Below are 16,749 nucleotides of genomic sequence, written 5' to 3'. Positions count from 1 at the left end.
CCCCGCCGGACATCCGGCGGGGACCAGGGCGCGGGCCCATGGCGGGCACTCCGCGCGTCCGGGCTCCATGCCGGTCGCCCCGGCGGGCGTCCGCCGTCCGCCGCCGCACACCGAGCGGGGCGCGCGCGGCACCGGCAGCCCGGCGCGCCCGATGAGCGGCGGCTGACCCGGCTTCCCCAAAACCGTGGGTCGGGGCGCACCGTCTCACCCGCACGCGGAAGGCCCCGACCTCGGTCGGGGCCTTCCGCGTGCGGGGACCGGGTGCGGCCGACGGGTCAGCCCACCCAGCAGCGCGTCACCGTGTCGTCCTCGACCTGGAAGTTGATGCGGCCGTGGCGGAACTCCATGGTGAGGAACGCGCCCGGGGGAACGGCCCGGACCGTGTCCCAGCCGCGGCTCCTGGCCTGCCGCTCGGCGGCGTCGGCGGCGAGGCCGACGTACGACTCGGCGGCGTCGTCCGGCTGTGCTGGAGGGGTCGGTAGAGATGCCATGCCTTCACCGTATGCGGCCCCGGACCGTGACGGAAGGCCGGGCAGGGAGGGCGTCCGGAAGGCGTCCCACTGCATCTCCGGATGCCGTGGCGGTCACGCTTGTGTCACAGGATCCCCACACGCGTATACGCGGTTCCATTCACTCGAACGGCCCGATCGGAAGCATCGGCAAGCGATAACGGGAAACCACGCTCACCGGCGTCAGAGGCGCCGGAGCCTTCTGAAATCATGGGGATGACCTGCTCCTTTTCTCGTCGGTGCGGAGCGTTGCCCGAATCGCCGGGACACCGGAATTTCCCGCCCCCGTAAACCTGCCTTTCCTTTCCGCACGCTTCCCCCATCCGTCCGCCGGGCGCGGTGCCGCGGGCCGTCGACCGCACCCGGAGTCTCACGGTCCGTCGAGCGAGCGCGTGAGCCGGTCCCTCGCCTCCCGCATGACCTCGGTCAGCTCGGGCGGCTCGATCACCTCGAAATCGATCCCCATCATCAGCACGTGGATCACCAGCACGGTGAGGTCCGGCGCGCCCGCGGTCAGCCGGCAGGTGTCCGCGTCCACGGCCTCCAGCACCCCGGCGGACGGCGACACCCGCCGGGCGGCCTCCGCCAGCGGGGCCTTCAGCAGGATCACGGCCCGTGCCGCGTACGCCGAGACCGCGACGCCCCGGGAGACGTAGGCCGCCAGATCGTCCGCCGGCGGGGTGCGCGGGGCGAAACGGGGGCCGTGCGGCGGCGTCGGGGTGATCCGGTCCACCCGGAAGGTGCGCCAGTCCGCCCGGTCCGGATCCCAGGCCACCAGATACCAGCGGTGCTCGGTGCAGACGAGCCGGTGCGGCTCCACGGTCCGGCGCGAGACCTCCCCGCCGTGGGTCCGGTAGGCGAACCGGAGCCGCTCCGTGTCCCGGCAGGCGGCCGCCAGCTCGGTGAGCACGGCGGGGTCCACGGCGGAGTCGCCCGCCCCGTGCAGCATCGGCACGGTGAACGCGCCGAGCGCGCTCACCCGACGGCGCAGCCGGTTCGGCAGCACCTGTTCCAGTTTGGCCAGCGCGCGTACGGAGGTCTCGCCAATGCCCTCGATGCCGTGCCCGGCGGCCGTGCGCAGGCCGACGGCGACCGCGACGGCTTCCTCGTCGTCCAGCAGCAGCGGCGGCAGTTCGGCGCCGGCCCCGAGCTGGTAGCCGCCGCCGGTGCCCCGGCTGGCGTTCACCGGGTAGCCCAGGTCGCGCAGCTTGTCGACGTCACGGCGCACGGTGCGCGGGGTGACGCCGAGCCGGTCGGCCAGATCGGCGCCGGACCAGTCCCGGTGGGCCTGGAGCAGCGAGAGCAGGCGCAGCAGTCGTGCCGAGGTCTCCAACATACGGGCGAGTCTGCCAGGGGTTGCGGACAGCCTCCGTCCGCAACTGCCGCGCTCCCCGTCCTCAGCGGTCCGCCGGTCCGGGCTCCAGCCGGAGGCAGAGGTCGTTGTCGGCGGTGTAGCACGGAGTGGCGAGTACCCCCGGGGCCGCCGCGCGGGCCGGGTAGACGAAGGACTGGCGGCGGGACCAGACGTCGTCGAGGATGCGGGAGATCCTGACCCCGGCCGCGCCCGCCGCCGGGACCAGCCACAGCTGCCAGAGCTGCGTCTCGCGCACCGGTCCCGCGGCCGTCGGGCCGTAGGGCAGGGTGAACGCGAAGCCGCCGGACGACCCGTCGGCGAGGGTGAGCGGGAAGGGGTGCACCCGGGCCGGGTCCCCCGGCAGCCGGGCCTCCACGGCGGCCCCCTCCCCCGCGGCGACGCCGTACAGCGTGCCCTTGACCGTCATGCCGGCCGGGCCGACGACGACGGCTCCCGCCTCGGCGTGCGGGGCGCGGACCCAGCAGCGCAGGGCGAGCCGTCCGTCGGCGGTCGGGTAGGGGACCCGGGCACTGACGCTCGCGGCTGTCGTGTCCGGGCTGCGGTCGACGAGGGCCCGCAGGTCCCGCAACCCCGGCTCCACGGCCTGGACGGTTCCGGATCCCGGATCCTCGACATAGGCGTCCCAGCGCCCCTCGGCCAGTTCGGTGGAGGCCGGGAGCACCGCCCTCAGCCGCCCGGGACCGGACCCGCCGAGCGGGATTCGCACCGTGCCGCCGGGCCTGCGGCCTGCCGCGCCCCGGCGTCGCAGGAGCAGCACGGACGTGGGGGCGAAGGCCGGGGCGGTCAGGTCGAAGGTGAGCGTCCCGGCCGGATCGGCGGCGCAGTCGGCCCGTACGGTGGCTATGGCGGGGGTCATGCGGCCCTTCCCTTGCGGAGCACGTCGGCGGCCTTGTAGCGCAGGGCGTAGGCCCCGTCGAGGACGCTGCCCCGGGTGCGGTGCAGTGCGGTGCGCAGGGCCCCGTGCCCGTGCCCCTGGGCGCCGCGGGCGACGAGTTCGGTGAACAGGCTCTCGTGGCGCTCGGCGATCCGCGCCGGGTCGAAGCGGGCCGAGGCGCTCAGCGCGGCCCCGCCCATCCGGTGGCGCAGTCCGTCGTCCTCGATCAGCTGGAGCAGCGCGGAGGCGATCGCGTCCGGGTCGCCGACCGGCACCAGCCGCCCGTCGACGCCGTCCTCGACGATCTCGGCCGGTCCGTGCGGGCAGTCGGTGGCGACGACCGGCAGACCGCCGCGCATCGCCTCGACGATCGTCATGCCGAAGGACTCGCGGTCCGAAGTGACGGCGGCGATCGACCCCTTGGGCCACTCGGCCTCCATCGGGTTGGCCGAGCCCATCAGGAACACGTGGTTGTGCAGGCCGAGTTGGTCGATGAGGGCGCGCAGCGACGCCTGTTCGTCGCCGGTCGCGTCCCCGCCGCCGTAGATGCGCAGCCGCCAGTCCGGGCGGGCCGCGGACACCTGGGCGAAGGCCCGCACCAAGAGGTCGTAGCGCTTGACCCGGTGCAGCCGGCCTGCCGCGACGACCCACTTCAGGTCGCCGCTCGCGGGCGGACAGGCGGGCTCGGGAACGGCGTTGGGGATGGCCTCGATCCGCACGCCGGGCAGCTTCAGCCGGCCGCGGTAGTCGTCCGCGTCGGCACGGGTGACCGTGGTGAGCGCGTCGAGCAGCGTGTAACGGTGGGCGATCTCGCGGCGCAGCCGGTAGCTGTGGCTGTCGAGCGTCAGGTGCTCCTGCCCGACGCGCACCGGTCCGCGGCGGGTCTGCCGGCTGAGGTGCACGTTGAGACCGGGGCGGGTGCCGACGACGACGTCCGCCTCGACCGCCTGGAGGTGAGCGGCGATGCGGGCGTCGGTGAGCCTGCTGTACTGCTGGTGCCTGCTGTCCCCGCGCGGGAACACCGCGGCGGGCCGGACGTGTTCGGCGTCGCCGCCGTCGTACGTCGCGCTCTTCTTCCGCAGGTCGACGAGGTGGCGCAGCGTCACGCCCTCGGGCGCGCCGAGGACGGGGGCGTCATGGTGCCGGAAGACGGACACGATCTCGACGTCGTGCTGCTCGGCGAGCGTACGGGCGAGCGTGAACGTCGTCCGGATGGTTCCTCCGATTCCATAGGCATTGTGCAGAAGAAAAGAGATATGCATGGTGTCGCTGTTTCTCCCGTCGGCCTGGCCTTGTCAAGACTGCGCTTCCCAGCGGATTCCCGCCCGAAATGCACCGGGAAATCCCGGAGTATCCGCGACCTTGCGCACGGTATCCCCGCTCCCTCGCCGGACCACCGCTGACCTGCGGGTTCCGGAGGCATTCAATCCGGATAGCCGCAGGGCCCGGAAGCGTCTGGACCGCGCGTGCGGGCCGCCGGTGTGGTAGCCCGGACGGCTACCCGCCATCCGTTCACCAACGCTTTCCTTCGAGCTTGACGGAGGAGAATGCCGGGAGGTTGCCCGCACCCCGGTAAAACTTCCGGGTGGAACGCGAGAGCCGTACGTCGGCTGCTCGACGTACCGATGTGTCGACCTGTTCCGCACTTCCGTGCGCCCCGGTGCGTGACTCCTGCCACGGATCCCGCGTTGTCTCTTCATGGAGCCCGGGAACCACCCGGCCCACGCACCGAGTTCGAGGAGTCCCCGTGCCGCGCATGCTCGACGTCAGCCAGGACGTACGCGCCGAGATCGGCGACGACGAAGCCGACCGGCTGCTCGTCGGCGACAACGCCCCGGGCAGTTACGACTGCACCTCCTGCCGCACCCCGGGCGACTCCGACCAGGAACGCACCAGCACGGTGCTGTTCATCGGTGACGAGACCGCCGTCCTCGCGTTCGCCCACGCGACGTGCATCCCCTCGCAGGTCGTCAAGGTCGCGGAGGACCAGCTCCAGGGCGCGGTGCGCAGCATCACCGGAAGCGAGCAGAAGACTACGGAGGGGCGCATGCCCGAACAGGCCGTCCTCGGCATCACCAGCGGACTCGTCCTCATCGAGGACGATCTCCGCCCGGCCCTGGTCGTCGAACCGACCGGCCCGGTCGCCCGGCCCGGCACCGACGGCAGCGGGGGCGACGAGTTCCTCCAGCTGCTGCTGGAGCAGGGCTTCCGCCCCGCCCCCGATCTGAACCGGCTGCCCGGGGTCCTCGCGGGCTGGTCCGTGCTGCTGGCGGTGGGCCAGCTGCACGCGGTGCTGCAGCCGAGCGCCGGCGGCGGCAACCCGGTCGCCTGGTGGCAGGCCCACCAGCCGCTCCAGGTGACCGACGGCTGGCGGGCCGCGGTCAACAAGTCGCAGACGGTCCTCGTCTTCGCCGCCCCGGCCGGCACCATCGGCCAGCAGCCGCGCGAGGATCTGCTCCGGGACGCCCTGGAGAAGGCCGCGGTCAACGGCCTGCTGGTCGCCGCGTCGATGCCGCTGGCCGGGACCTGATCATGCCCGGCCGGCTCGGGCGCCCCCGCCGAACAGCGTTTTCTCCGGCGGAACCGCATCCGACGGGCGGTGAGGTCGTTGGCACCTACGTGCACTCATACGACTCCTCCCGCCAGCATCAGAGTCAGATCCCTGCCATGCGTCCTTCGCAGGATCCGTCGGGGGGCATGTCCCCCACCCCGATCTACGACGCGCTGCACTCCGAGTACCGGCGCTCGTTCCGGGCGTTGCCGGGCGACCGGAGCGGCGAGGAGAATCTCGGGTTCCCGGCCTTCGGCGCCGGTCTCTTCGCCTCCAGGACCGCGCTGAGCGCTCACCCCGCCCCTTCCGGGCACTACGGCCAGAACGGGAGCGGCGGGCAGAGCCAGCACACCGGGGGCCTCGGTTCCTGGCAGCGGGTGGGGCGGCATGCGGGGCGGCCCCGGCCCGCGGCACTGCCGCCGGGGCCACGGGACTCCTGAGGCCCGAGGACGAACGCCGCACGACGGAGCCCCGGGCCGCGCTCTCGCGAGAGCGCGGCCCGGGGCTCCGTCGTGCACGGGTGCTACTTGTTGCGGCCGCGCTTCTCGCGGACCCGGACGGAGATGTGGATCGGGGTGCCCTCGAAGCCGAACTCCTCGCGCAGGCGGCGCTCGACGAAGCGGCGGTAGCCGTGCTCCAGGAAGCCGGAGGCGAAGAGCACGAAGCGCGGGGGCTTGGTGCCCGCCTGGGTGCCGAAGAGGATCCTCGGCTGCTTGCCGCCGCGGATCGGGTGCGGGTGGGAGGCGACGATCTCACCGAGGAAGGCGTTGAGCCGGCCGGTGGGGACGCGGGTCTCCCAGCCCTCGATCGCGGTCTCGATCGCCGGGACCAGCTTCTCCATGTGCCGGCCGGTGAGGGCCGAGACGTTGACGCGCGGGGCCCAGGAGATCTGCGCGAGCTCCGTCTCGATCTCGCGCTCCAGGTAGTAGCGGCGCTCCTCGTCGAGGGTGTCCCACTTGTTGAAGGCGACGACGAGGGCCCGCCCGGCCTCCACGGCCATGGTGATGATCCGCTGGTCCTGGACGCTGATGGACTCGCTGGAGTCGATCAGGACGACGGCGACCTCGGCCTTCTCGACGGCGGCGGCCGTACGCAGCGAGGCGTAGTAGTCCGCGCCTTCCTGGAGGTGGACGCGGCGGCGGATGCCGGCCGTGTCGATGAACTTCCAGGTGATGCCGCCGAGCTTGATCAGCTCGTCGACCGGGTCGCGGGTGGTGCCGGCCTGCTCGTTGACGACGACCCGGTCCTCGCCCGCGACCTTGTTCAGCAGGGAGGACTTGCCGACGTTCGGGCGGCCGATCAGGGCGATGCGGCGGGGGCCGCCGAGGGCGGTGCCGAACTGCTGGGCCGGGGCGTCGGGCAGGGCCTCCAGGACCGCGTCCAGCATGTCGCCGGTGCCGCGGCCGTGCAGCGAGGAGACCGGGTAGGGCTCTCCGAGGCCCAGCGACCACAGGGCGCTGGCGTCCGCCTCGCCGCTCTGGCCGTCGACCTTGTTGGCGCAGAGGACGACGGGCTTGCCGGCCCGGCGCAGCAGTTTGACGACGGCCTCGTCGGTGTCGGTGGCTCCGACGGTCGAGTCGACGACGAAGACGACCGCGTCGGCCGTCTCGATGGCGTATTCGGCCTGGGCGGCGACGGAGGCGTCGAGGCCCAGCACGTCCTGCTCCCAGCCGCCGGTGTCGACGACCTTGAAGCGCCGTCCGGCCCATTCGGCCTCGTAGCTGACGCGGTCACGGGTGACGCCGGGCTTGTCCTGCACGACGGCCTCGCGGCGGCCGATGATCCGGTTCACCAGGGTCGACTTGCCGACATTGGGGCGGCCGACGACGGCGAGCACGGGGAGCGGGCCGTGACCGGCCTCGTCGAGGGCTCCCTCGACCTCCTCGGGATCGAAGCCTTCCTGCGCGGCGAGCTCCATGAACTCCGCAAACTCGGCATCGCCAAGTGCTCCGTGCTCGTGGCCCGAGCCGTCGGAGTGAATCTGGTCGTTCATGAAGTCCGTTCCTCTTTGCATCATCATCGATGGACCGCGATCAGCGCGGTCCACTACTCAAGTCTCGCCTATCGCCCGGTGAGGCGCTTGGCACTTTCCAGGTGGTCGGTCAGCTTCGCCTGGATCCGCAGGGTCGCCTCGTCCAGCGCCCTGCGCGTCCGCCGCCCGTCGCCCGCACTCGCGTCGAACGCGTCACCGAAGACGACGTCGACCCGGCTGCGCAGCGGGGGCAGCCCCCGTATCAACCGTCCGCGGCGCTCGGTGCTTCCCAGGACGGCCACGGGGACGATCGGAGCCCCGCCCCGTACCGCGAAATACGCGAGTCCGGCCCGCAGCGAGGCGAAGTCTCCTTCGCCGCGGGTGCCCTCGGGGAAGATCCCGAGGACGCCGCCGTCCTCCAGCACGCCGAGCGCGTGGGTGATGGCGGTGCGGTCGACGACTCGGCGGTCCACCTCGATCTGTCCGATTCCGTGCAGGAACGGGTCGAGGGGGCCAACGAACGCCTCCTTCTTGATCAGGAAGTGCACCGGCCGGGGCGCGGTGCCCATCAGCATCGGTCCGTCGATGTTGTGGGAGTGGTTCACCGCGAGTATGACGGGTCCGGCGGCGGGCACGCGCCACGCGCCCAGGACTCTGGGCTTCCAGAGCCCGTACATCAGGCCGATGCCGATGGACCGCCCGACGGCCGCTCCGCGCGGCGTGGGCGCGCCTGTGGCATCGCTCACGCGGCGACCCGCTTCCCCTCGACGAGGGTGACGACGCACTCGATGACCTGCTGGAGGGTCAGCTCGGTGGTGTCCACCTCGACGGCGTCGTCCGCCTTGGCGAGCGGCGAGGTCTTGCGTCCGGAGTCGGCGGCGTCCCGCTTGATCAGCGCCTCACGGGTGGCGGTCAGGTCGGAGCCCTTGACCTCGCCGCTGCGGCGGGCGGCGCGGGCCTCCGGGGAGGCGGTGAGGAAGATCTTGAGGTCGGCGGCGGGCAGCACGGTGGTGCCGATGTCCCGGCCCTCGACGACGATGCCGCCGGTCGCGGCCGCGGCGATGGAGCGCTGGAGCTCGGTGATGAGCGCCCGCACCTCGGGGACGGCGCTCACGGCGCTGACCTTGGAGGTGACCTCCTGGGTGCGGATCGGGCCGGAGGCGTCCTCGCCGTCGACGGTGATCGTCGGGGCGGCGGGGTCGGTACCGGAGACGATCACCGGCTTGGCGGCGGCGGTCGCGATCTCGGCCGGGTCGCCGACGTCGATGCCGTTGTTCAGCATCCACCAGGTGATGGCCCGGTACTGCGCGCCGGTGTCCAGGTAGCTCAGGCCGAGCTTGGCGGCGACGGCCTTGGACGTGCTCGACTTGCCGGTGCCCGAGGGCCCGTCGATGGCGACGATCACGGAGGAGCGTGCGGTTTCCACGGTGGTGGACACCTTCCTGGTACACGGTGCGGGGACGGACGGGCCTGGGAGACGGCCTCGTACCAGGTTACCGAGTACCGGGCGGGCCCTTGTACCCCGTACGGGGGAGGCGGGCCACCCGGGTGGGGGTGGCGGCGCCGCGGCGCCCAGGACCGGGGTCAGCCGCGGATCGACCAGCCCCGCTCCTGGAGTGCCGTGCCGAGGACCGGGGCGGCGCTGGGCTCGACCATGAGCTGGACGAGGCCCGCCTGCTGGCCGGTGGCGTGCTCGATGCGGACGTCCTCGATGTTGACCCCGGCGCGGCCGGCGTCGGCGAAGATCGCGGCCAGCTCGCCCGGCCGGTCGCCGATGAGGACGGCCACGGTCTCGTAGGCGGCGGGCGCCGCGCCGTGCTTGCCGGGGACCCGGACGCGGCCGGCGTTGCCGCGGCGCAGGACGTCCTCGATGGCGTCGGTGCCCGCGCGCCGCTTCTCCTCGTCCGAGGAGTGCAGGCCGCGCAGCGCGGTCACGGTCTCCTCCAGGTCGGCGGCGACCCCCGCGAGGACATCGGCGACCGGGCCCGGGTTGGCGGAGAGGATCTCCACCCACATCCGGGGGTCGGACGCGGCGATCCGGGTGACGTCGCGGATGCCCTGCCCGCACAGCCGTACGGCGGTCTCGTCGGCCTCCTCCAGCCGGGCGGCGACCATCGAGGAGATCAGCTGCGGGGTGTGCGAGACGAGAGCCACGGCCCGGTCGTGGGCGTCGGCGTCCATGACGACGGGCACGGCCCGGCACAGGGCGACCAGCTCCAGCGCCAGGTTGAGCACCTCGGTGTCGGTGTCCCGGGTCGGGGTGAGGACCCAGGGGCGGCCCTCGAAGAGGTCGGCGGTCGCGGCGAGCGGACCGGAGCGCTCCTTGCCCGCCATCGGATGCGTGCCGATGTACGGGGCGAGGTCGAGGCCGAGCGCCTCCAGCTCGCGGCGCGGACCGCCCTTGACGCTGGCGACGTCCAGGTAGCCCCGGGCCGCCCCGTCGCGCATGGCCCCGGCCAGGACGGTGGCGGTGTGCGCGGGCGGTACGGCGACGATCGCCAGGTCGACCCGGCCCTGGGGCGGCTCGTCCGTGCCGGCGCCGAGCGCGGCGGCGGTGCGGGCGGAGGAGGCGTCGTGGTCGACGAGGTGCACGTGCACGCCCCGGCCGGCCAGTGCCAGGGCGGCGGAGGTGCCGACGAGCCCGGTTCCGATGACGAGGGCGGTTCTCACTGGGCGATGTCCTTGCGCAGAGCGGCGGTGGCGCCGAGGTAGACGTGGCTGATCTCGGCGCGCGGGAGATAGGTCTCGACGTGCACGAGGATACGGACGACCCGGGGCATGGCCCCGTCGATGTCCAGCTCCTGGGCACAGATCAGGGGTACGTCGACGATCCCGAGGCCGCGCGCGGCGGCGGCGGGGAAGTCGCTGTGCAGGTCGGGAGTGGCGGTGAACCAGATGCTGATCAGGTCGTCGGCGACGAGTTCGTTCCGGTCCAGGACGGCCGTCAGCAGTTCACCGACCCGCTGGTCCATGTGCCCGGCCTCGTCCCGGTCCAGCTGGACGGCGCCCCGGACCGCTCGTACCGCCACGTCGCACTCCTCGCTCTTCGCTGATCGTCCGCGCCTCCGGCCCGGCGCTCCGTGGCGCGGCCGAGTGCTCGTCCCAGCCTAGAGCGGCCGCGGCGGGCCGGGTCACGGCGTTCCGTCCGTGAGACGGGCGGTGACGTGCGCGGGACGCCCCGGAGTGCGCGGTCGTCGGGAGCGGTCAGGGCCGTCAGGGCCTCTGTCGCCACCCGGGCGGGCGCACGGTCCGCCCGGTTGCTTCACCCGGGGGCCCGCCGCCGCCACGATGGCCAGCACCCACCGCACGATGCCCGCTACCGAAGGAGAGCCCATGAACGCACGGCGAAGGACGGTGCTGGCCGCGGGTGCGGCGGGCGCCGCCGCCCTGGCCACCGGCTGCGGATCGTCCGGCGGGAACGACGGGGACGACGGCGGGGACACGAGCGGTACGCCCACCGCGTCGGCGGGTCCGACGGACGGGGCGACGGACGGGGCGTCGCCGGACGCTCCGGGCGGCGTGGAGCTGGCCAGGACCGCGGACGTCCCGGTCGGCGGCGGCACCGTCATCAAGGAGCGGAAGGTGGTGGTGACCCAGCCGGAGGAGGGCGAGTTCAGGGCGTTCTCCGCCGTCTGCACCCATGCGAGCTGCCTCGTCTCGACGGTGAGCGACGGCACGATCAACTGCCCCTGCCACGGCAGCAAGTACAGCATCACGGACGCGGCGGTCGAGGCCGGCCCGGCGACCCGGCCGCTGCCCGCCGAGCGGATCACCGTATCGGGGGGCGCGATCCGGCTGGTCTGAGCCGGGACCGGTAGCCTCGCGGCCATGATCACCGCCGCCGACGAGGCACTCGTACGCGATCACACGGTCTACGCCTGCGTGATGGGCTCGCGCGCGTTCGGGCTGGCCACGGAGGACAGCGATACGGACCGGCGCGGGGTGTTCCTCGCGCCCACCCCGCTGTTCTGGCGCTTCGAGAAGCCGCCGACGCATGTGGAGGGCCCCGCGCCGGAGCAGTTCTCCTGGGAACTGGAACGCTTCTGCGAGCTGGCGCTGCGCGCCAACCCGAACGTGCTGGAGTGCCTGCACTCCCCGCTGGTGGAGTCCGTGGACGACACCGGCCGCGAGCTGCTGGCGCTGCGCGGGGCGTTCCTGTCGCGGCTCGCGCACGGCACGTTCGTCCGGTACGCGCTGGGCCAGCGGAGGAAGCTGGAGGCCGACGTGCGGGTCCACGGCGCGCCGCGCTGGAAGCACGCGATGCATCTGCTGCGGCTGCTGGCGAGCTGCCGGGACCTGCTGCGCACGGGCGAGCTGCGCATCGACGTCGGCGAGGCCCGTGGGGAGCTGCTGGCGGTGAAGCGGGGCGAGGTGCCCTGGCCGGAGGTGGAGCGCCGGATGAACCGCCTCGGCGAGGAGAACGACGAGGCGGCGACCCGCTCCCCGCTGCCGCCGGAACCCGACCGGGCGGCCGTGGAGGACTTCCTCGTCCGGGCCCGGCGGGCTTCGGCCGACCGCACGCCGGGCCGAGCCGGGCTCACACCGTCCGGGGACCGCCCGACGCGGCCGTGAGTTCGGCCGGCTTCCGGAATTCGCCTCCGCTCACTCAGGGAGGTCCCGTAGGCGAAACGATGACGCGCGCACGCCGGCCGGTGCGGCTCAGGCGTCCCAGAGCGCGGCGAGGGAGAGCAGGTCGCTGCGGTACTCGATGCGTTCCGACCATTCCTTGGGCCAGGCCGCCGCACCCAGGTGCGCCCCGGCCAGCGCCCCGGTCAGGCAGGCGATCGAATCGGAGTCGCCCCGTGTGCAGGCGGCCCGGCGCAGGGCGGTGACGGGCTCCTCGGGGAACAGCAGGAAGCAGTGCAGGGCGGAGGCGAGGGCTTCCTCGGCGACCCAGCCGTCCCCGGTCCGCTCGCACGGGTCGGTCTCCGGTGACGGATCGCGCAGCGCGTCCTGGACGGTCGCGAGCGCGGTCAGGCACTCGTCCCAGCCGCGCTGGATGTACGCCTGAGGGGTGGCGTCGCCCGCGTGGCGCCAGAGGTCGCCGAGCCAGCGGGTGTGGTAGCGGCCCCGGTTCTCGTAGGCGTAGCTGCGCAACCGCCCGATCAGCCCGAGGGGTTCGGCGCCCTGGGCGAGCAGGAACACCGCGCGGGCCAGCAGGTCGGAGGCGGCCAGGGCGGTGGGGTGGCCGTGGGTGAGGGCGGCCTGGAGCTGGGCGGCCCCGGCGCGCTGTTCCTCGCTGAGGCCGGGGACCAGGCCGACGGGGGCGACCCGCATGTTGGCGCCGCAGCCCTTGGAGTGCGTCTGGCTGGCCTCCTGCCAGACGCCGCCGAATTCGAGCAGGCGGCAGGCGGTGAGGCAGGTGTTGCCCGGGGCTCGGTTGTTGTCCGGCGAGTGGTACCAGGCGACGAACTCCGCGCTGACCGGGCCCACCAGCCGTTCGGGCGTGAGCAGTCCGCTGTCCATGGCGGTGCGGATGCCCCGGCCCAGCGCGATCGTCATCTGGGTGTCGTCGGAGACGATGGCGGGCTTCAGGAGGGGGATCTGCCGCCAGGGTCCGAACTTGGCGAGGATGCCGGGCACGTCGTTGAACTCGGTGGGGAATCCCAGGGCGTCGCCCAGCGCGAGCCCGGTCAGCGCGCCGGTGGCCGCCTGTTTGGTGAGGGGCGGGGTGGTGATGGTCATCTGTCTCGTCCTTCCGATGTCGCGTACGACGGGTCCGCGGGTGCGTCCGGTCGTGGCGGGCGCAGGAGCGGCGGGTGCAGGGCGGTGGCGGTGCCCGCCCGGTAGAGGGCGGCCGGTTTGCCCCGGCCGCCGGTGCGGCGCGGCGGGCCCTCGACGGCTTGGACGAAGCCGGGCGCGTTCAGGACCTTGCGCCGGAAGTTGGGGCGGTCGAGCTCGACGCCCCAGACGGTCTCGTAGACCTGCTGGAGCTCGCCGAGGGTGAATTCGGCGGGACAGAACGCGGTGGCCAGGCAGCTGTATTCGAGCTTGGCGCCGATCCGGTCGTGGGCGTCGGCGAGGATCCGGTCGTGGTCGAAGGCCAGCGGCCCCGTGGAGCCGGTGTCCCACCACCGGGCGCTCGCCGCGTCGCCGCCGCCGCGCGGTTCGGGCAGATCCGGCAGGAGTGCGGCGTACGCGACGGAGACGACCCGCATCCTCGGGTCGCGGTCCGGGGCGGTGTAGGTGCGCAGCTGTTCGAGGTGGAGGGCGCCGACGGTGCCCCGGCCGAGGCCGGTCTCCTCGGCGAGCTCGCGGCGGGCGGCGTCCTCGGCGGACTCGCGGGGCAGGAGGAAGCCGCCGGGCAGCGCCCACCGGCCCCGGAAGGGCTCCTGACCGCGTTCGACGAGCAGCACGTGCAGCCGGGCCTCGCGGACGGTGAAGACCGCGAGATCGACGGTGACCGCGAACGGGGCGAAGGCGTGCGGGTCGTAGCCCTCGGGGGCGGGGGTGCTCATCGGTTCTCCGGGAGGGGTGCGGCGAAGTCCCAGCCGGAGGCGAGGAGTTCGTCGACGGCGGTGACGGCTGCGGTGAGCCGCGCCTCGGGTGGGCCGGTGATCTCGATGAACCGCCGTCCCGTGCGGGTGAGCTCGGCACGGAAGCGATCGGTCATCCAGGGGCGCAGTTCCTCGCCGTCGCGCAGTCCGTCGTCCTCGAAGGCGACGCCCTCGTGGTCGGTGAGGAGCCACAGATGGTGCCCGGCCCGGTCGGCGATCTCCTCGACGAGCAAGTTGCGGCCGCCGACGTACCGCTCGTGCCAGACGGTGGTGGCGAAGGAGTCGGTGTCGCAGAAGAGCACCGGGGCCCCGGCGCGGGCGGCGGCCTCCTCCCGGTCGTTCTGGGCCTGCGCGATGAGCGGGAAGTCGTCGGTGGTGAAGCTGACGTCCTCCCAGGCGGCCCCGGGCCACCGCTCGCGCAGGGCGGCGAGCTTGTGCTCGCTGTACTCGCGCCCGTACTCGGCGACGTAGCCGGTGCGCGCCCACACGCCGCCGCGTGCGCGGTAGTGGGCGGCGAGCGCCCGCGCGAGGGTGGTGGTGCCGGTGGACTCCGCGCCGAGGACGACGACCCGGCGGGCGAGGGCGGCCCGCACGGGCGGCCGGAGGAAGTCCCAGCAGGCGGCCGGGTCCTGGCGCACGGCGGTGCCGGAGACCGGGAAGAGGGTGCGGCCCTGGTCGACGAGGACGGACGCGGCGCCGAAACGGCGGCCCAGCTCCTCCCCGTACGTCTCCGAGGTGAAGACGGCGTCCACGCGCTCGGGCACGGCCGCGGTGAACACCGCCATGTGCGCGTCCCAGACCGCCGGGTCGCGCACGTCCATGTGCGTGTCGTCGACCGCGCCCACCACGGTGACGTCCGGGTGGACCTCGCGCATCCAGGCGACCCGGTCGGCGAGCGGTACGGACTCGACGGAGGCGGCGCAGACCAGCACGGTCAGCCGTTCGCAGCGGTCCCGGGCGGTCTCGACGAGGTGGTGGTGCCCGGCGTGCGGCGGGTAGAACTTGCCGAGTACCAGGCCGTGTTCGTAGCGCTTCATGCCGCGGCCACCTCCGCGGGGAGCGGGGCGCGGGCGGTCAGGTCGCGGTGCCAGTTGCGCAGGCCGACGAGGCAGAGCGCGAGGAACCCGGCGTACAGCAGCGAGGTCAGATACAGCCCCTTGTGGGCGTACAGCGGGATGTAGACGATGTCGGCGGCGATCCACAGCCACCAGGACTCCAGCCGCTTCCTGCACTGTCCGTACGTCGCCATCAGCGACAGGGACGTCGTCAGCGCGTCCCAGAACGGGACGGTGGAGTCGGTGGCCCGGGACAGCAGCAGCGTGATCCCGGCGGTCCCCACCACCCCCGCCGTGAGCAGCCAGGTCCATTCGGTGCGGGTCGTTCTGCGCACCGGCAGGACGGCGGTTCCTGGTCCACCCCCGTGGGTCCAGGTCCACCAGCCGTACGCGGCGAGGGTGATGAAGACGATCTGGAGGCCCGCGTCGGCGTACAGGCCGGACTGGGCGAACAGCAGGATGAAGAAGAGGTTGTTGGCGATGCCGATCGGCCAGTTGGCGAGGTGCTGGCGGGCCACGAGCCAGACGCACAGCGCGCCGCTTCCGAAGCCCAGCACCTCGGTCCAGCTGACCGGGGTGTCCAGGATCGTCACCAGGGGCTGTTGCAGGGGATCGAGTACGTCCGCGAGGCTCACGCCCGCCTCCTTCTTAATAGTCACTCTGACTATAAAGGTTGGAGGGGGACGGCAAAAGGCCCGCGGCCGGTTCTGTTCGAACTTTCCGAACAGATACCGGCCGCGGGCCTTCGCGTGGACGCGGGTGCGGCTAGAGACCGACCTCGCGCATCAGCATGCCGACCTCGGTGTTGGTGAGGCGGCGCAGCCAGCCGGATTTCTGGTCGCCCAGCGGGATCGGCCCGAAGGACGTCCGCACGAGCCGCTCGACCGGGAAGCCGGCCTCCGCCAGCATCCGGCGCACGATGTGCTTGCGGCCCTCGTGGAGGGTCACCTCGACCAGGTAGTTCTTGCCGGTGTTCTCGACGACGCGGAAGTGGTCGGCGCGGGCGTAGCCGTCCTCCAGCTGGATGCCGTCCTTGAGCCGCTTGCCGAGGTCGCGCGGCAGGGGGCCCTGGATGGCTGCCAGGTAGGTCTTCTTCACGCCGTACTTGGGATGCGTGAGGCGGTGGGCCAGCTCACCGTGGTTGGTGAGCATGATGATGCCCTCCGTCTCGGTGTCCAGCCGGCCGACGTGGAACAGCCGCGTCTCGCGGTTGGTCACGTAGTCGCCGAGGCACTGACGGCCGTCCGGGTCCTCCATCGAGGAGACGACCCCGGCGGGCTTGTTCAGCGCGAAGAAGAGATACGACTGGGCGGCGACCGTCAGGCCGTCGACCTTGATCTCGTCCTTGTGGACATCGACGCGCTTGCCCTGCTCGACGACGATCTCGCCGTTGACCTCGACGCGGGACTGCTCGATCAGCTCCTCGCACGCCCGGCGCGAGCCCATGCCGGCGCGGGCGAGGACCTTCTGCAGCCGCTCGCCCTCCTCCTCGGCACCCGGGTGGGTCCTGGGGAGGTTGATCTCGGGCTTGTTCGCATACCGGTCGCGGTTGCGCTGCTCGATCTTGGCGTCCAGCTCACGCGGGCGCGAGGGGGCGGCACGGCGGAAACCGCCGGTGCGGCCGCTGCCGCCCTGTGCGGGCTTCGGGCCGCCCTTGGCGCCGCCCCGGGCGGCGGAGCCGCGGCCCTTGCGGGGGCCTTCCTGCTCGGACCTGACGCCGGGGGCGTCGTTGCCGACGTCGTAGCGGCGCTCCTCCGGGCGGGGACGGCGGGGGCGCTGCTCCTCGTCGCGCCCGCCCTGGTAGCTCGGACGACCGTCCTGAGAGCCCTGACGGCCTCCCTGAGAGCCCTGGCGCCCGCCCTGACCGGAGGGACGGCCTCCCTGACCGGAGGGACGCCCGCCCGGGGCTCCGGGCC

Annotated in this window: 18 protein-coding genes; 4 read left to right on the top strand and 14 right to left on the bottom strand. The window is 73.2% G+C overall.

What is annotated here, in order from left to right; genetic code table 11:
* Positions 1-275: 275 nt before the first annotated feature.
* The 4 genes from CR470_RS26100 to CR470_RS26085 form a co-directional block, all read right to left on the bottom strand.
* On the bottom strand, positions 276-491 hold the full coding sequence (locus tag CR470_RS26100) for an I78 family peptidase inhibitor (RefSeq protein WP_097869981.1): 216 nt from the start codon (positions 489-491) through the stop codon (positions 276-278).
* Positions 492-879: 388 nt separating this feature from the next.
* Complete coding sequence (locus CR470_RS26095; RefSeq protein WP_097869980.1) at positions 880-1,845, bottom strand: helix-turn-helix transcriptional regulator; 966 nt, start codon at positions 1,843-1,845, stop codon at positions 880-882.
* Between the two features lie 61 nt (positions 1,846-1,906).
* Positions 1,907-2,740, bottom strand: coding sequence for a transferase (locus tag CR470_RS26090; RefSeq protein WP_097869979.1), 834 nt, complete (start codon positions 2,738-2,740; stop codon positions 1,907-1,909).
* Positions 2,737-4,020, bottom strand: a complete 1,284-nt coding sequence (locus CR470_RS26085) for a glycosyltransferase family 4 protein (RefSeq protein WP_097869978.1) — start codon at positions 4,018-4,020, stop codon at positions 2,737-2,739. The genes CR470_RS26090 and CR470_RS26085 overlap by 4 nt, the downstream gene beginning before the upstream one ends.
* Before the next feature lie 485 nt (positions 4,021-4,505).
* Here CR470_RS26085 and CR470_RS26080 point away from each other — a divergent pair, with 485 nt between their 5' ends.
* Complete coding sequence (locus CR470_RS26080) at positions 4,506-5,288, top strand: hypothetical protein (protein ID WP_097869977.1); 783 nt, start codon at positions 4,506-4,508, stop codon at positions 5,286-5,288.
* Between the two features lie 137 nt (positions 5,289-5,425).
* Entirely contained in the window at positions 5,426-5,749 is a 324-nt protein-coding gene (locus CR470_RS26075; protein WP_179892377.1) for a hypothetical protein, read from the top strand.
* A gap of 83 nt (positions 5,750-5,832) precedes the next feature.
* On the opposite strand, the gene der is transcribed toward CR470_RS26075, so the two are convergent.
* The 5 genes from der to aroH all read right to left on the bottom strand — a co-directional run bounded on the left by der (position 5,833) and on the right by aroH (position 10,310).
* Positions 5,833-7,302, bottom strand: a complete 1,470-nt coding sequence (gene der, locus CR470_RS26070; RefSeq protein ID WP_097869975.1) for a ribosome biogenesis GTPase Der — start codon at positions 7,300-7,302, stop codon at positions 5,833-5,835.
* A 68-nt stretch (positions 7,303-7,370) separates the two neighbouring features.
* Complete coding sequence (locus tag CR470_RS26065; protein WP_097869974.1) at positions 7,371-8,027, bottom strand: lysophospholipid acyltransferase family protein; 657 nt, start codon at positions 8,025-8,027, stop codon at positions 7,371-7,373.
* Positions 8,024-8,719 carry a (d)CMP kinase gene (gene cmk / locus CR470_RS26060; protein WP_097869973.1) on the bottom strand — a complete coding sequence of 232 codons (696 nt, stop codon included), beginning with the start codon at positions 8,717-8,719 and terminating at the stop codon, positions 8,024-8,026. Before cmk ends, CR470_RS26065 begins: the two co-directional genes overlap by 4 nt.
* A gap of 146 nt (positions 8,720-8,865) precedes the next feature.
* The gene (locus tag CR470_RS26055; RefSeq protein ID WP_097869972.1) at positions 8,866-9,951 is read right to left on the bottom strand and encodes a prephenate dehydrogenase; all 1,086 of its coding nucleotides are present in this window, start codon (positions 9,949-9,951) and stop codon (positions 8,866-8,868) included.
* Positions 9,948-10,310, bottom strand: coding sequence for a chorismate mutase (aroH, locus tag CR470_RS26050; RefSeq protein ID WP_097869971.1), 363 nt, complete (start codon positions 10,308-10,310; stop codon positions 9,948-9,950). The genes CR470_RS26055 and aroH overlap by 4 nt, the downstream gene beginning before the upstream one ends.
* 304 nt (positions 10,311-10,614) lie before the next feature.
* Between aroH and CR470_RS26045 the strand changes: the two genes are divergently transcribed.
* Complete coding sequence (locus CR470_RS26045; protein WP_097869970.1) at positions 10,615-11,085, top strand: Rieske (2Fe-2S) protein; 471 nt, start codon at positions 10,615-10,617, stop codon at positions 11,083-11,085.
* Positions 11,086-11,109: 24 nt separating this feature from the next.
* Entirely contained in the window at positions 11,110-11,853 is a 744-nt protein-coding gene (locus CR470_RS26040; RefSeq protein WP_097869969.1) for a nucleotidyltransferase domain-containing protein, read from the top strand.
* Between the two features lie 87 nt (positions 11,854-11,940).
* On the opposite strand, the gene CR470_RS26035 is transcribed toward CR470_RS26040, so the two are convergent.
* The 5 genes from CR470_RS26035 to CR470_RS26015 form a co-directional block, all read right to left on the bottom strand.
* Positions 11,941-12,966, bottom strand: a complete 1,026-nt coding sequence (locus tag CR470_RS26035; protein WP_097869968.1) for an ADP-ribosylglycohydrolase family protein — start codon at positions 12,964-12,966, stop codon at positions 11,941-11,943.
* Entirely contained in the window at positions 12,963-13,739 is a 777-nt protein-coding gene (locus CR470_RS26030) for an NUDIX hydrolase (RefSeq protein ID WP_097869967.1), read from the bottom strand. Before CR470_RS26030 ends, CR470_RS26035 begins: the two co-directional genes overlap by 4 nt.
* A complete protein-coding gene (locus CR470_RS26025; RefSeq protein ID WP_097869966.1) occupies positions 13,736-14,815 on the bottom strand; it encodes an AAA family ATPase in 1,080 nt (359 codons plus the stop codon). Before CR470_RS26025 ends, CR470_RS26030 begins: the two co-directional genes overlap by 4 nt.
* Positions 14,812-15,468: a nicotinamide riboside transporter PnuC gene (gene pnuC / locus CR470_RS26020; protein WP_097869965.1), complete on the bottom strand. Its 657-nt coding sequence runs from the start codon at positions 15,466-15,468 to the stop codon at positions 14,812-14,814. The genes CR470_RS26025 and pnuC overlap by 4 nt, the downstream gene beginning before the upstream one ends.
* Before the next feature lie 130 nt (positions 15,469-15,598).
* The coding region (locus tag CR470_RS26015) for a pseudouridine synthase (RefSeq protein ID WP_107489499.1) at positions 15,599-16,749 on the bottom strand (1,151 nt) is incomplete at its 5' end.

This window comes from Streptomyces sp. rh34, from assembly GCF_002551245.1.
GTDB lineage: Bacteria > Actinomycetota > Actinomycetes > Streptomycetales > Streptomycetaceae > Streptomyces.
This window is presented reverse-complemented; position numbering and strand designations above follow the sequence as displayed.